A 15,096-nucleotide genomic window follows, 5' to 3' on the forward strand; every position below is an offset into this window, starting at 1 on the left:
GGAAGGCCATCGCCGCGTGAACGCAACCACACCCATCGAGGCCCAGGACCGCCCCGCCCGGCTGACCGTCGGAGTCGTCGGCGCAGGCCGTGTCGGGCCCGCCCTCGCCGCGTCGCTGCAGCTCGCAGGGCATCGCCCGGTCGCCGTTTCGGGAGTCTCCGACGCCTCCGTACGGCGTGCCGCCGAGCTGCTGCCCGACGTCCCGCTGGTCACCCCGGCCGAGGTGCTCGCCCGCGCCGACCTCGTCCTGCTGACCGTTCCCGACGATGCCCTCGCGGGCCTGGTGAGCGGCCTTGCGGAGACCGGCGCCGTACGGCCGGGCCAGCTGCTGGTGCACACCTCGGGGCGCTACGGGACGGCGGTGCTGGACCCGGCCACCCGGGCCGGTGCGCTGCCGCTCGCCCTGCACCCGGCCATGACGTTCACCGGCACCTCCGTGGACATCCAGCGGCTGGCCGGCTGCTCGTTCGGGGTGACCGCCCCCGATGAGCTGCGGATGGCCGCCGAGGCGCTGGTCATCGAGATGGGCGGGGAACCCGAGTGGATCGCGGAATCCTCCCGTCCGCTCTACCACGCGGCCCTCGCGATCGGCGCGAACCACCTGGTCACGCTCGTGGCCCAGTCGATGGAGCTGCTGCGCGACGCGGGCGTGCAGGCCCCGGACCGAATGCTCGGCCCGCTGCTCGGCGCGGCGCTGGACAACGCGCTGCGCTCCGGTGACGCCGCGCTGACCGGACCGGTCGCGCGGGGTGACGCCGGCACCGTGGCCGCCCATGTCGCCGAGCTGCGCCGGCACGCGCCGCAGAGCGTCGCGGGCTATCTCGCCATGGCCCGTACGACCGCGGACCGGGCGCTCGCCCACGGCCTGCTGAAGCCGGAACTGGCCGAGGACCTCCTCGACGTGCTCGCGGACGCCGGCGACGGCCCCGGCCCCGCCTCCGGCGCAGCCGCCCCCGGTACGGCCGACCCGGACCCCGGCACCCCGGGACAAGGCCCCGACACCCCCGACACCCCCGACCACGGCCCTGAAGGAGGCGACCGGTGACCTCCTCGCCCGTGAGCCCGACGCCGGCACCGCAGCCGTCCCCGGATCCCGCACCGGCGCACCCCGCCCCCCTCCTGCACACCGCCGCCGCGCTGCGCGATCTGCCGCGCCGAGGCGGCGCGCGCGCCGTCGTCATGACCATGGGGGCGCTGCACGAGGGGCACGCCACCCTGGTCCGCACCGCCCGCCGCCGGGTCGGGCCGGACGGGCAGGTCGTCGTCACCGTCTTCGTCAATCCGCTGCAGTTCGGGGCGGGCGAGGACCTCGACCGCTACCCGCGGACCCTGGACGCGGACGTCGAGCTGGCCGTGGCGGCCGGTGCGGAGGTGGTCTTCGCCCCGTCCGTCGAGGAGGTCTATCCGGGCGGTGAGCCGCAGATCCGGATCGCCGCGGGCCCCATGGGCACCCGCCTGGAGGGTGCCAGCCGCCCCGGCCACTTCGACGGCGTGCTCACCGTCGTCGCCAAGCTGCTGCATCTGACCGCGCCGGACATCGCGTTCTTCGGCGAGAAGGACGCCCAGCAGCTCGCCGTCATCACGCGGATGGCGGCCGACCTGAATTTCCCCGTCGAGATCGTCGGCGTCCCCACGGTGCGCGAGGACGACGGCCTCGCCCTCTCCAGCCGCAACCGCTACCTGTCCTCCCCGGAGCGGCGCACCGCGCTGGCGCTCTCCGCGGCCCTGTTCGCGGCCCGCGACCGGCTCACCGCCGAGGAGGCGCTGCGCGCCCGCGCCGCCTCCGCCGGCCACCCGGCACAGGACCGCTCCGCGGCACTGGCCGCGATCGGCGAGGACCGCGCCGCCGCCGACGCGCACGCCGTCGCCTACGCCGCCGCGGGCCCGCCGCACGGGCCGTCCGTGGCGCGCGCCGCGGCCCGCGCGGTCCTGGAGGACGCCGCCCACCTCGACCCGCCGCTCGCGCTCGACTACCTGGCACTGGTCGATCCGTCGGACTTCACCGAGATCCCGGACGGCTACCAGGGCGAGGGCATCCTCGCGGTGGCCGCCAAGGTGGGCACCACACGCCTCATCGACAACATCCGTCTCGTCTTCGGAGCCCCGCCCCCACAGGACGAGGCCGCCCACCGGGCAGCGCCCCGCTCCGGCGGGACGATGCCGGACCCCGGCGCCCCCGGCACGTCCGCCGCACCCGCCACACCGCCCACCACCCCCCAAGGCCCCCTCGGAGTGACCCGATGACCGCCACTGGAACAGGCCCTGCCACCGGAGCAGGAACCGGCCCCGTACCAGGCACCGGCATACGTCTCAACGCCCCCGCCCCCGGCTGGGCCATCGAGGCGGACGTCGTCGTCGTGGGCTCCGGCGTGGCCGGGCTGACCGCCGCCCTGCGCTGCGCCGCGGCCGGCCGCCGGACCGTCGTCGTCACCAAGGCCCGCCTGGACGACGGCTCCACCCGTTGGGCGCAGGGCGGCATAGCGGCGGCCCTGGGCGACGGCGACACCCCCGAGCAGCACCTGGCCGACACCCTGGTCGCGGGCGCCGGACTCTGCGACGAGGTGGCCGTACGCACCCTGGTCACCGAAGGCCCGGACGCCGTCAACCGGCTGATCGGCACCGGTGCGCGCTTCGACACCGCACCGGGCAGCGACGAGATAGCGCTCACCCGTGAGGGCGGCCACCACCGCAGCCGCATCGTGCACGCCGGCGGCGACGCCACCGGGGCCGAGGTCTCCCGCGCGCTGGTCGAGGCGGTGCGCGCCGCCGGACTGCGCACCATCGAGAACGCCCTCGTCCTGGACCTGCTCAAGGACGCCGAAGGCCGCACCTCCGGCGTCACCCTGCACGTCATGGGCGAGGGCCAGCACGACGGCGTCGGCGCCGTCCACGCCCCCGCCGTGGTCCTCGCCACCGGAGGCATGGGGCAGGTCTTCTCCGCGACCACCAACCCGGCCGTCTCCACCGGCGACGGCGTGGCCCTCGCCCTGCGCGCCGGCGCCGAGGTCTCGGACCTCGAATTCGTGCAGTTCCACCCCACGGCCCTGTACTTGGGCCCGGAAGCGGAGGGCCAGCAGCCGCTGATCTCCGAGGCCGTACGGGGCGAGGGCGCACACCTCGTCGACGCCGACGGCACCCGCTTCATGGTCGGCCGGCACGAGCTGGCCGAACTGGCGCCGCGCGACATCGTCGCCAAGGGCATCACGCGCCGCGCCCAGGAGCAGGGCACCGACCACATGTACCTGGACGGCCGGCACTTCGGCGCGCAGATGTGGGAGCAACGCTTCCCGACCATCCTGGCGGCCTGCCGCTCCCACGGCATCGACCCGGTCACCGAGCCGATCCCGGTCGCGCCCGCCGCGCACCACGCCTCCGGCGGAGTCCGCACCGACCTGCACGGCCGGACGACCGTGCCCGGCCTCTACGCGTGCGGCGAGGTCGCCTGCACCGGCGTGCACGGCGCGAACCGGCTCGCCTCCAACTCCCTCCTGGAGGGGCTGGTGTTCGCGGAGCGGATCGCCGCCGACATCACCGCCCGCCCGGTTCGCACGCCCGAGCCGCCCGTCGCACCGCAGGGCCCGTGCGCGCCGCTGCTCGCCCCCGAGGCACGGATCAGGATCCAGCGGGCCATGACCGCGGGCGCCGGAGTGCTGCGGTCGGCGCAGAGCCTTATGGAGGCGACCAAGGCGCTCCTCCGGCTGCAGCGCGAGGCCGACGGCCCGGACGCGGTCGGCGCCGAGGACGCGGTCGGCGCCGGGGAGCACAAGGCGGTCGAGCCCGGCGTGGAGGCGTGGGAGACGACCAACCTCCTGCTCGTCGCGCGGGTGCTGGTGGCCAGTGCCCGGAGCCGCGAGGAGACCCGTGGCTGCCACTGGCGCGAGGACTTCCCCGAGCGCCGGGACGACCTCTACCAGCACCACTACATGGTCACCTACCGCCCGCCCCACACCGTGGCCGTCAGCGGCATATCCGACTCGCCCGACTTCCCCGCCACCCTTCCCGAAACGGAGCCGAACCCGTGAGCACGCCCGAAGACCTCCCCCTCCTCCAGATCGGCGGGCCCACCGGCGGCGCCCCCACCGGCGGAGGCTGCGGCGACGCCTGCGGCTGTGCCGGCGGCGACGACGGCTCGTACGAGATCGACCCGCTGACCTGCGGCCTCGACCCCGACCTGGCCGCCCTCCTGGTGAACGCCGGCCTGGACCCCGTACAGGTCGAGGACATCGCGCACCTCGCCGTCGAGGAGGACCTCGACCAGGGCGTCGACGTCACGACGGTGGCCACCGTCCCCGAAGACGCGGTCGCCACCGCCGACTTCACGGCCCGCGAGGCCGGTACGGTCGCCGGGCTGCGGATCGCCGAGGCGGTGCTGTCCATCGTGTGCACCGACGAGTTCGCCGTTGAGCGGCACGTCGAGGACGGCGACCGGGTCGAGGCCGGCGCCAAGCTGCTGTCCGTCACCACCCGCACCCGCGACCTGCTCACCGCCGAGCGCAGCGCGCTGAACATCCTGTGCCGGCTGTCGGGCATCGCGACCGCGACCCGCAGGTGGGCCGACGCCCTCGAAGGCACCAAGGCCAGGGTCCGCGACACCCGGAAGACGACGCCGGGGCTGCGCGCCCTGGAGAAGTTCGCGGTGCGCTGCGGTGGCGGCGTCAACCACCGGATGTCGCTGTCGGACGCGGCGCTGATCAAGGACAACCACGTGGTCGCGGCGGGCGGAGTGGCCGCGGCGTTCACGGCCGTACGGGCCGAGTTCCCCGGTGTGCCGATCGAGGTGGAGGTCGACCGGCTCGACCAGATCCCGCCGATCCTGGCCGAGGGCGCCGACCTGATCCTGCTCGACAACTTCACCCCGGAGCAGACCAAGGAGGCCGTGGACCTGGTGGCGGGCCGCGCGATGCTGGAGTCCTCCGGGCGCCTGACCCTCGCCAACGCCCGTGCCTACGCCGAGACCGGCGTCGACTACCTGGCCGTGGGCGCCCTGACCCACTCCTCCCCGATCCTCGACATCGGCCTCGACCTGCGCGAGGACGAGAGCGACGGCGCGGACGGGGCCGCCGGGGCGGGCTCCGGAGACGACCTGCGTGAGGGCCGCTGACCGCCATGCTGCTGACCATTGACGTGGGCAACACCCACACCGTTCTGGGCCTCTTCGACGGCGAGGAGATCGTCGAGCACTGGCGGATCTCCACCGACGCCCGCCGCACCGCCGACGAGCTCGCCGTCCTCCTGCAGGGCCTGATGGGCATGCACCCGCTGCTCGGCGACGACCTGGGCGACGGCATCGAGGGCATCGCCATCTGCTCCACCGTGCCCTCCGTCCTGCACGAGCTGCGCGAGGTCACCCGCCGCTACTACGGCGATGTGCCCGCCGTCCTGGTGGAGCCCGGCGTCAAGACGGGCGTGCCGATCCTGATGGACAACCCCAAGGAGGTCGGCGCCGACCGCATCATCAACGCCCTGGCGGCGGTCGAGCTCTACGGCGGTCCCGCGGTGGTCGTCGACTTCGGTACGGCCACCACCTTCGACGCGGTCAGCGCGCGCGGCGAGTACGTCGGCGGCGTCATCGCGCCGGGCATCGAGATCTCCGTGGACGCGCTCGGCGTCAAGGGCGCCCAGCTCCGCAAGATCGAACTCGCCCGGCCGCGCAGCGTCATCGGCAAGAACACCGTCGAGGCGATGCAGTCCGGCATCCTCTACGGCTTCGCCGGCCAGGTCGACGGCGTGGTCCAGCGGATGGCGCGGGAACTGGCCGAGGACCCGGACGAGGTCACCGTGATCGCCACCGGCGGGCTGGCACCGATGGTGCTCGGCGAATCCTCGGTGATCGACGCGCACGAGCCCTGGCTCACGCTCATCGGGCTGCGACTGGTCTACGAGCGGAACATCGCCCGGTCCTGAGCGGGGCCGGAGCGCGGGCCGGAACACCGGGCCGGTGGACCGTGGTGCGGCTCGCTGCCGCGCCACCGTTCACGAATTAAGCGGCTTTTGTCGAAAACGGTCGTAAAGTCGCCATATGCCAATGCCAAACGGAACCCGCGGCGGCATGGCGTTCAGCGCCGATGAGTTGCGTGTGCTCCGTCGCGCCCTCGCCCATGCCCTCCAGACGGCGGACCGCGCCGCCCCGCCCGCCGCCCCCGGCCCGGAGTGGCCGCAGGACGTCCAGGAATACCTCCGGCTGGCCGAGGCGGTCGACGAGGCGATGTGCGAAGGCGGCCGGCTGCGCGCCTTCCTGCTCGCCGACCTCGTCCGCTACCGCGAAGCCCTGCCCGGCGCCGCCGTCGGCTACCTCGCGCACCTGAAGGAGGCGCTGACGGCCGGCTACACCCCCGATGCCGACGACCTCGCCGCCCTGCGCGCGCTGTGCGCCCGGCACATCGGGGCCGCCGAGCACGAACGCCGCAGCGCCCTGCTGCGCCACTGCGAGCAGCTCGCCGAACAATCCGTACGGGTCCGGCTCCGCGCGCTGCCAGGCGGCCGCTCAGGGCCCCGCAGCGGGGGCGAGCCGGACCCGTCGCGCAAGCCCAAACCCGAGCGGAAGCCGGCACCCGCCCCGGCGCCGCAGCCCAAGGCCCCCCGCCCGGACCGCCCGATCCCCACCCCGGGCGAGGTCTTCCCGCCCCGCCGCAAGCCCGCCCCGCCCCCCGAGAACCGCACCGCCTGAGCGCTGCGTACCCTGGCTGCGTAGCTTTTGGTTGCTTACGCCCTATGGGGAGGCCATACGCCATGGATTACGTCGCAGCGCTGCTCCCGCCCGTGGTGATGGCCGTGGCCTTCACCGCCCTGATCGTGACGATCATCAAGAGCCAGGGCGGGGAGAACAAGTCCAAGGAGGACGCCGCCGTGGACGCCGCACTGGCCCGCGCCGAGTCCGCCGCGGAGCCCAGCGCGCACGGCGCCTGAACCGCCCGCCGCCATTCGGGCGGCCCGCACGCACTGTCACGGCCCGGGACCCACCGTCCCGGGCCGTACATCTTTTTTCCGGCCCGGCACACGGGACGGCGCAAACGCAACGAGATCAACGGGCATTCGCGACATCTCCCACTATTGTTCTTGTGTGCCGAGACCATTGGGTGATCTGGAAGACGCGGTCATGACGCGGGTCTGGGAGTGGAACCGCCCGGTCACCGTTCGAGAAGTCCTGGAAGATCTGCAGAAGGAACGGTCGATCGCCTACACAACGGTCATGACCGTATTGGACAACCTCCATCAGAAGGGCTGGGTGCGTCGCGAAGCAGAAGGCCGCGCCTATCGATATGAGGCGGTCTCCACTCGTGCCGCCTACGCGGCCGCACTGATGAACGAGGCATGGTCCGCCAGTGACAACCCCGCGGCCGCTCTTGTGGCCTTCTTCGGCATGATGTCGCCGGAACAGCGACATGCCCTGCGCGATGCCGTACGGATGGTGCAGGCCGACGAACCGGCCGAAGACCCGGAAGCCGCGGAAGGCACGGAACAACAGGTGGAAGCGGCCCCGCGGCCCGCGCCGGCCGAAGAAGGCGAAGCACAAGCCGCGCCGGAAGCCGACGGGGAAGGCGGATCCTCCGAAGGGGATGAACCCGGGGCGGGCGCGGGCGGCAAGGGGCGATAGCGTCCCGGCATGCCTCCGCATTCAAAAGGCCTCACCGTTCGCCGCGCCAGGACCAGCGATGTGCCGGCCGTACGCCGTCTCATCGACGCCTACTCACGCGACGGGATCCTGCTCGACAAAGCCACCGTCACGCTTTACGAGGACATCCAGGAGTTCTGGGTCGCCGAGCGCGACGAAGACGGCGAGGTCGTCGGCTGCGGCGCACTCCACGTCATGTGGGAAGACCTGGCCGAGGTCCGCACCCTGGCCGTGGACCCGCAGCTGAAGGGCTCCGGCGTCGGCCACCAAGTGCTCGACAAGCTGTTGCGCACCGCCAGCTGGCTGGGAGTGCGGCGCATTTTCTGTCTCACCTTCGAAGTCGAGTTCTTCGGCAAGCACGGCTTCGTGGAGATCGGCGAGGCTCCCGTAGACGGTGATGTCTACAGCGAGCTGCTGCGTTCCTATGACGAGGGCGTTGCCGAGTTCCTCGGCCTCGAACGAGTGAAGCCCAACACCCTGGGTAACAGCCGGATGCTTCTGCACCTGTGATGAGTGTTCTATGTCCGAATCGCTCCCCTATCTCATGGCTACGGAAGCATGTGTTCCCCGGTCTGCGGGCAAGTGAACCCTACCCAAGGGTTTGTGTTTTTCCCGGAAAAGCGGTTTGCTTTCCGTCGTAATCCGCATTCGATGAAAGGGAAACCGGTGGCACAGAAGGTTCAGGTTCTTCTTGTCGACGACCTCGACGGCGGCGAGGCGGAGGAGACGGTGACGTTCGCTCTCGACGGCAAGTCCTACGAGATCGACCTCTCCGACACCAACGCGCAGAAGCTGCGTGAGTCGCTCGCAGAGTTCGTGAAGGCCGGTCGCCGTACCGGTGGGCGTTCCGCGGGTCGCGGCAAGGCGCGTGCGGTGGCTTCCGGCGCCAGCCAGGACACCGCGAAGATCCGCGCCTGGGCGAAGGAGAACGGCTACAACGTCAATGACCGCGGCCGTGTCCCCGCCGACATTCGCGAGGCATTCGAGAAGGCCAACGGCTGATCGCCGTAGGCGCGGTCCGATTGGGCATTACCAGCATGCAACAACCGGGCACGGTGGCACTGTGTCGCCGCCGCGCTCACGAGTCGTACGAGGTCGGGGACGCCCCCACCGTCCCCGATTCCTGCCCCGAGCCCCGTGGTGGGCAGGGAATTCTCCGCCTCGTACCCGGGCCGGGGAGGTCGCACCCATCCCGCGGCCTCCCGCGCGCCGAATCCGCAGGACGGCGATGCCGGTGACGTGCCAGTGGGGAACGACGGCGCCGGCATCCGGTCCCCGGCTCCTCGCGCCGTGAGATCCGAGGCGAGGGAACCCCACTCCAGCCATTCCAGGATTCCCGGGAGTTCCTCGGCACCGCCGGCCGCGATGAGCATGAGCAATTTCGGCCGATCAGAGGGCTGCTTCCCGTCGCCTCCGGTCCGCAGGAGCGCCACCGGGCCGGTCCGCGGCCAGCGCCGCAGGACGGCGCGGCCCGCGTCGGCCGGCATCTCCAGGACGTCGAAGCGCAGCCCCGTCAGCAGCTCGACCGGCTCGGATCCGGTGGTCGGCCAGCCCAGCTCGTCCTCGTACCAGCTGCGGACGTGGTCGAGAGGGCTGCGGGGGCGCGGAAGCACGCGGGCCATGCCCGGTGCAACTGCCCACCACCCGGGAAGTTACGCTGGGTAGGTATGCGGAGACGGAGCGTATTCGCAGAAGAGGCGTGGCGGGGCATTCGGTGGCGCGCGGATGTTCGCCCGTAGCGGATGGAAGCGGCCCGCGCCGCATGGAGTGTCAGTGGCAGCGGGTAAGACAGTCTCAGTGGGAAGAGACGGTGTGACCGGCGCACGAGGCGCCTCGACCCGGCCGATGGCGGGATGCGGGCGGCGTGTCGCAAAGCGGCGCGTTCGCCACGGGCGTAGTGGCCAAGGGCGTATATGCCTGGCCTGCGGGAACATCGTCTCGCACCATCGAGTTGGAGCAGATGTCAGCTGTTCGGCAGTAAATTTCCCCGCCGGAGCGGGGGTGATCCGGACGGGTGTCGGCAGTTGGAATGAGCTGTCCCGCCCCGCGGGACTAGCATGCGGAAGGACAGGGAGGGGACCGACCCCTAACTGCCTGACCGCTCTGAGGAGCGATTAACGATGTTCGAGAGGTTCACCGACCGTGCGCGGCGGGTTGTCGTCCTGGCTCAGGAAGAAGCCCGGATGCTCAACCACAACTACATCGGCACCGAGCACATCCTCCTGGGCCTGATCCACGAGGGTGAGGGTGTCGCCGCTAAGGCCCTGGAGAGCCTCGGGATTTCGCTCGAGGCGGTCCGCCAGCAGGTGGAGGAGATCATCGGGCAGGGCCAGCAGGCTCCGTCCGGTCACATCCCCTTCACTCCCCGTGCCAAGAAGGTCCTGGAGCTGTCGCTCCGCGAGGCCCTCCAGCTCGGCCACAACTACATCGGCACCGAGCACATCCTGCTCGGCCTGATCCGCGAGGGCGAGGGCGTCGCAGCCCAGGTCCTGGTGAAGCTGGGCGCCGATCTCAACCGGGTGCGGCAGCAGGTCATCCAGCTGCTCTCCGGCTACCAGGGCAAGGAAGCCGCCACCGCCGGCGGCCCCGCCGAGGGCACGCCCTCGACCTCCCTGGTCCTGGACCAGTTCGGCCGCAACCTCACGCAGGCCGCTCGCGAGACCAAGCTCGACCCGGTCATCGGGCGCGAGAAGGAAATCGAGCGCGTCATGCAGGTGCTGTCGCGCCGCACCAAGAACAACCCGGTCCTCATCGGCGAGCCCGGCGTCGGCAAGACGGCGGTCGTCGAGGGCCTGGCGCAGGCCATCGTCAAGGGCGAGGTGCCCGAGACCCTCAAGGACAAGCACCTCTACACCCTCGACCTCGGTGCCCTGGTCGCCGGCTCCCGCTACAGGGGTGACTTCGAAGAGCGCCTGAAGAAGGTCCTCAAGGAGATCCGCACCCGCGGCGACATCATCCTGTTCATCGACGAGCTCCACACCCTGGTGGGTGCGGGTGCCGCCGAGGGCGCGATCGACGCCGCCAGCATCCTCAAGCCCATGCTGGCGCGAGGCGAGCTGCAGACCATCGGTGCCACGACGCTCGACGAGTACCGCAAGCACCTGGAGAAGGACGCCGCCCTCGAGCGCCGCTTCCAGCCCATCCAGGTCGCGGAGCCGTCGCTGCCGCACACCATCGAGATCCTCAAGGGTCTGCGGGACCGCTACGAGGCCCACCACCGCGTGTCCATCACGGACTCCGCGCTGGTCGCCGCGGCCACCCTCGCCGACCGCTACATCTCCGACCGCTTCCTGCCGGACAAGGCGATCGACCTGATCGACGAGGCCGGCTCCCGGATGCGGATCCGCCGTATGACCGCACCGCCGGACCTGCGCGAATTCGACGAGAAGATCGCCGATGTGCGCCGGGAGAAGGAGTCCGCGATCGACTCGCAGGACTTCGAGATGGCCGCGGGCCTGCGCGACAAGGAGAAGCAGCTCCTGGCCGCGAAGGCGAAGCGGGAGAAGGAGTGGAAGGCCGGCGACATGGACGTCGTCGCCGAGGTGGACGAGGAGCTGATCGCCGAGGTCCTGGCCACGGCCACCGGCATCCCCGTCTTCAAGCTCACCGAGGAGGAGTCCTCGCGTCTGCTCCGCATGGAGGACGAGCTCCACAAGCGCGTCATCGGCCAGAAGGACGCCATCAAGGCGCTCTCCCAGGCCATCCGCCGTACCCGCGCCGGCCTGAAGGACCCCAAGCGTCCCGGTGGCTCGTTCATCTTCGCCGGCCCGTCCGGTGTCGGTAAGACCGAGCTGTCCAAGACGCTGGCGGAGTTCCTCTTCGGCGACGAGGACGCGCTGATCTCCCTCGACATGTCGGAGTTCAGCGAGAAGCACACGGTCTCGCGGCTGTTCGGCTCGCCTCCCGGCTACGTCGGCTACGAAGAGGGCGGCCAGCTCACCGAGAAGGTGCGCCGCAAGCCGTTCTCCGTCGTGCTCTTCGACGAGGTCGAGAAGGCCCACCCGGACATCTTCAACTCGCTGCTGCAGATCCTGGAGGACGGTCGCCTGACCGACTCCCAGGGCCGGGTCGTGGACTTCAAGAACACGGTCATCATCATGACGACCAACCTCGGCACGCGGGACATCTCCAAGGGCTTCAACCTCGGCTTCGCGGCCCAGGGCGACACCAAGTCCAGCTACGAGCGGATGAAGAACAAGGTCAACGAAGAGCTCAAGCAGCACTTCCGCCCCGAGTTCCTCAACCGTGTCGACGACACCGTCGTCTTCCACCAGCTGACCGAGGAAGACATCATCCAGATCGTCGACCTCATGATCGCCAAGGTGGACGAGCGGCTCAAGGACCGCGACATGGGCATCGAGCTCAGCGGCGAGGCCAAGTCGCTGCTGGCCAAGCGCGGGTACGACCCGGTGCTCGGCGCCCGTCCGCTGCGCCGCACGATCCAGCGCGAGATCGAGGACGCCCTCTCGGAGAAGATCCTCTTCAGCGAGCTGCGTCCGGGCCACATCGTGGTCGTCGACGTCGAGGGCGAGGGTGACACCGCCAAGTTCACCTTCCGCGGCGAGGAGAAGTCGGCCCTGCCCGACGCCCCGCCGATCGAGTCCGCCGCCGGCGGCTCGGGCCCGAACCTGAGCAAGGACGCCTGAAAGGGCGCCTGAGCGGATCGCGCCCCGAGCGCGTATCCCGCAAAGGGCGCATAGGGCACATAAGGGACTGCCCCGGAATCGTACGAAACGATTCCGGGGCAGTCCCTTTTCCCGTTCTGCGGGATTGCGGAGCGGAGAAAGCGGCCCGGTATGCACACCAGGGGCTATTTTCGGTCACCGAATGCGCCAAACGTATCGGCGCCCCTTCGCCTCCCCCGGCCGCCCGCTACATCCGCACCATGCGAATGCCGTCGGGAACGCCGTTCACCGGCGGAATACGGCGGCCGATCCGGAGCGTGTCGAGATTCGGAAAGGCCGACAGCCACTCCATGGAGCCCCCCAGGTCGTAGGCGAGCCACAGCCGGGTCAGGCCCTCGGCCGGAGCGATGCCCTCGATCAGCTGATCGGGGGTGAAATACCCGTCGAGCCGCAGATGCGGACGCCCGCCCAGCCGGCGCAGCGCATGCAGTTCCTCCAGGTCACAGACCGGGAAATACAACTCGGCCGGTTCGAGACGGGCGATGATCTCGCGGGCGTAGCGGGCCGTGTCATAGCGGCGCCAGGCCCCGGCGAGCTGCGCCCGGATGTCGTGATGCGCCCGCTCGCGCAGCCCCACCAGATAGTCGATCGCCATATCGTCCGCGATCGAGGTGGCGGTGATCGCGAGCAGACGGGCCTCACTGTCGGAGGCCTCGGCCGGGTCGGGGAGCATCTCCAGCACGATCGGCCCGATCCAGCCCAGGGCGCGGGCCGCCGACGGCGTGCTGGGGCGCACCATGTCGCGGGTGAAACGCCGCACCCGCGCCCGGACCGCCGGATCCAGCTCGGTGGCGTGCTCCAGACAGGCCGCCGCCAGCAGCTTGCGGTGCCGGGCCTCGGCGGCCCGTACGCCCGCATGCGGCGCGAGCAGCCCGTCGAGCAGGGCCGCGCACTCATCGGGCCGGGCCAGCGCCACGGCCATCCGGATGACGTCCTCCCAGGCGTCGTGGTGCGCATGGTCCAGCAGCAGGGCGAAGTCGTGCCGCTGAACGACGGCGCGGGCGGACAGGTAGTCCTGGAACGTGCGGTGCACGAAGTCGACGGTGCCGGGCGTGGGCTCACGCAGCAGCCCGGTCCGGTTCAGCAGATGCCTGAACACCTCCTGCGGGCCGCCCTGGCGGGCCGCGTCCGGAATGGCGGGCAGATGCCGGGCCAGGGTGTCGACGGCCGTCGCCTGATCCATCTCCGAACGACCGTTGACCAGCATCCAGTGAGCGAGCTTCTGCAACAGCTGGATCTTGGGCTGCCGGGTCAGCTCCACACCGTCGGTGGCGACCATCGCCCGCTCCCGGTCGCGCCGCTCCAGCAGCATCGACAGCGCCGCGTCGTAGAGCTCCTTGCGGCCGTTGGGCAGATAGCCGCGGCGATCGCGGTGCAGGGCGCACAGCAGCCCGCACATCAGCGGATTGGTCGCCAGCCGCCCCAGATCGCGGGTGATGCGTACGGCGTTGAGCAGCGTCCGCTCGTAATGGCCGAGCCGGTCGAGATCCGCCGGGCTCTGCTGGGCGGCCGCACGGTGCCAGCGCTGGATGAACGCGGCCACGTCCTCACGGCTCATCGGCGCCAGCGACACCTCGCCGAACCCCTCCGCGGCGAGCCAGCCGGCGGGCACGGCGGACGGCCGGGAGGTGACGATCCAGACGTTCCCCGGGTACCGGGCGGCCCACTCGCCGAGCTTGCCGCGCAGCTGCTCGCGGTCGCCCTCCGGGGCCTCGTCGAGCCCGTCGACCAGCAGCAGCGCCCGCCCGGCGCCGAGCACCCGCCGGGCCCAGCCGTCCGGCGCCGCCTCGGCGTCCCCGTAGCCGACGGCACTCAGAAACGTCTCCGGGGAGGGCAGGCCCTCGCGGGCGAAGCGGCGCACCGGCAGCAGGAACGGGACCCGGTCGCGCAGCGCCGCCAGCGCCTCGGGCAGCTCGTCGCGGGCGGTGGCGACGGCCAGCCACTGCAGCAGCGTCGTCTTGCCGGACCCGGCCACCCCGCGCACCAGGACCTGGTCGCGGCCGGACAGCGCCTGCTCGGCGGGGAGCGGAGGGTCGTCCTGATCGGCGCCCTCACGGCCGTCCGGGGAGCCGGACTCGCACTGCAGCCCCAGATAGGCGGCGTCCAGCGGCCAGCTGTCGGGGGAGTGGGCGAGGTCGATGCCAAAGATCGTGAGGTGGTTGTGGAGCGCGGCGGTGTCCTGGGCGTAGCGCGCCTCGAAGACGGCGTCCGCGGCGGCCCGGTCGCCGCGGGCCGGTGGCGGGGCGGCGGCGCGCTGCCCGTGGACCAGCTCGGCGAGGGTACGGGTCTGCTCGACGAGGGTGCGGGCGAGGTACGTAGAGCGCTGGGTGAGGAAGTACAGGACGTGCAGGGCCGCGGCGTCCATGAGGAGGCCGTGTGTCCGGGCGGCGTCGCCGGTCAGGGACGCGGTGACGCCCGGCACGGCCTCGCACAGCCGGCGGGCGAACTCGGCGGGCAGCAGCCGGGCCGCGTCGACGTCGTCCATCTCGATGTCGGCGAGCGCCCGGAGGCTGCGGGCCACGGCGGTCGCCAGGGCCGGCTCCTCCCCGCCGGTCGCCAGCTCGACCAGTGCCGCTGCGAGGCCGTCAAGCTCCCGCTCCGTCAGCACCGGCTTCTCACCGGCGAAGGAGACCAGGCGGGAGATCCGCACCGGCCGGTCGGCCAGCTCGGCGGCCGGCCCGTCGGTGCGGAAGAGCCTGCGGATCAGCGGGTCGACGGCGCGCGGCGCCAGGCGGGCGGCAAGGGCGGAGGGATCCATGGGCTGCTTCCCGTAACTGCGGTGCTGGGCCGGGCGGTTGA

Annotated in this window: 13 protein-coding genes; 11 read left to right on the forward strand and 2 right to left on the reverse strand. The window is 71.7% G+C overall.

Annotated elements, in window-relative coordinates; all coding sequences use genetic code 11:
• The first annotated feature begins 16 nt into the window (after positions 1-16).
• The 10 genes from ACFWZH_RS11355 (at position 17) to ACFWZH_RS11400 (ending at position 8,614) form a co-directional block, all read left to right on the forward strand.
• Positions 17-1,045, forward strand: coding sequence for a Rossmann-like and DUF2520 domain-containing protein (locus ACFWZH_RS11355; RefSeq protein ID WP_384428095.1), 1,029 nt, complete (start codon positions 17-19; stop codon positions 1,043-1,045).
• A gap of 11 nt (positions 1,046-1,056) precedes the next feature.
• Positions 1,057-2,244 (forward strand): pantoate--beta-alanine ligase, encoded by a 1,188-nt coding sequence (panC, locus tag ACFWZH_RS11360; RefSeq protein ID WP_384428198.1) that lies wholly within the window; start codon positions 1,057-1,059, stop codon positions 2,242-2,244.
• Positions 2,241-4,022, forward strand: a complete 1,782-nt coding sequence (locus ACFWZH_RS11365) for an L-aspartate oxidase (RefSeq protein WP_384428097.1) — start codon at positions 2,241-2,243, stop codon at positions 4,020-4,022. The genes panC and ACFWZH_RS11365 overlap by 4 nt, the downstream gene beginning before the upstream one ends.
• Positions 4,019-5,101 carry a carboxylating nicotinate-nucleotide diphosphorylase gene (nadC, locus tag ACFWZH_RS11370; RefSeq protein WP_384428099.1) on the forward strand — a complete coding sequence of 361 codons (1,083 nt, stop codon included), beginning with the start codon at positions 4,019-4,021 and terminating at the stop codon, positions 5,099-5,101. Before ACFWZH_RS11365 ends, nadC begins: the two co-directional genes overlap by 4 nt.
• Positions 5,102-5,106: 5 nt before the next feature.
• The gene (locus ACFWZH_RS11375; RefSeq protein WP_384428101.1) at positions 5,107-5,904 is read left to right on the forward strand and encodes a type III pantothenate kinase; all 798 of its coding nucleotides are present in this window, start codon (positions 5,107-5,109) and stop codon (positions 5,902-5,904) included.
• A 145-nt stretch (positions 5,905-6,049) separates the two neighbouring features.
• On the forward strand, positions 6,050-6,667 hold the full coding sequence (locus ACFWZH_RS11380) for a hypothetical protein (RefSeq protein ID WP_384428200.1): 618 nt from the start codon (positions 6,050-6,052) through the stop codon (positions 6,665-6,667).
• Positions 6,668-6,729: 62 nt separating this feature from the next.
• Complete coding sequence (locus ACFWZH_RS11385; protein WP_384428103.1) at positions 6,730-6,906, forward strand: hypothetical protein; 177 nt, start codon at positions 6,730-6,732, stop codon at positions 6,904-6,906.
• 190 nt (positions 6,907-7,096) lie between these two features.
• A complete protein-coding gene (locus ACFWZH_RS11390) occupies positions 7,097-7,594 on the forward strand; it encodes a BlaI/MecI/CopY family transcriptional regulator (RefSeq protein ID WP_384428202.1) in 498 nt (165 codons plus the stop codon).
• Between the two features lie 9 nt (positions 7,595-7,603).
• Positions 7,604-8,122, forward strand: coding sequence for an amino-acid N-acetyltransferase (locus ACFWZH_RS11395; protein WP_384428104.1), 519 nt, complete (start codon positions 7,604-7,606; stop codon positions 8,120-8,122).
• Between the two features lie 156 nt (positions 8,123-8,278).
• A complete protein-coding gene (locus tag ACFWZH_RS11400) occupies positions 8,279-8,614 on the forward strand; it encodes an Lsr2 family protein (RefSeq protein ID WP_384428204.1) in 336 nt (111 codons plus the stop codon).
• Here the strand turns inward: ACFWZH_RS11400 and ACFWZH_RS11405 are convergent.
• Positions 8,545-9,234: an SCO3374 family protein gene (locus tag ACFWZH_RS11405; RefSeq protein WP_384428106.1), complete on the reverse strand. Its 690-nt coding sequence runs from the start codon at positions 9,232-9,234 to the stop codon at positions 8,545-8,547. The genes ACFWZH_RS11400 and ACFWZH_RS11405 overlap by 70 nt on opposite strands.
• 498 nt (positions 9,235-9,732) lie before the next feature.
• Here ACFWZH_RS11405 and ACFWZH_RS11410 point away from each other — a divergent pair, with 498 nt between their 5' ends.
• Positions 9,733-12,258, forward strand: a complete 2,526-nt coding sequence (locus ACFWZH_RS11410) for an ATP-dependent Clp protease ATP-binding subunit (RefSeq protein ID WP_384428108.1) — start codon at positions 9,733-9,735, stop codon at positions 12,256-12,258.
• Positions 12,259-12,484: 226 nt separating this feature from the next.
• Here the strand turns inward: ACFWZH_RS11410 and ACFWZH_RS11415 are convergent, their stop codons facing one another.
• Complete coding sequence (locus ACFWZH_RS11415; RefSeq protein ID WP_384428109.1) at positions 12,485-15,055, reverse strand: NACHT domain-containing protein; 2,571 nt, start codon at positions 15,053-15,055, stop codon at positions 12,485-12,487.
• Positions 15,056-15,096: the final 41 nt, after the last annotated feature.

Origin of the sequence: Streptomyces sp. NPDC059008, from assembly GCF_042749045.1 — a bacterium.
Taxonomy (GTDB): Bacteria; Actinomycetota; Actinomycetes; order Streptomycetales; family Streptomycetaceae; genus Streptomyces.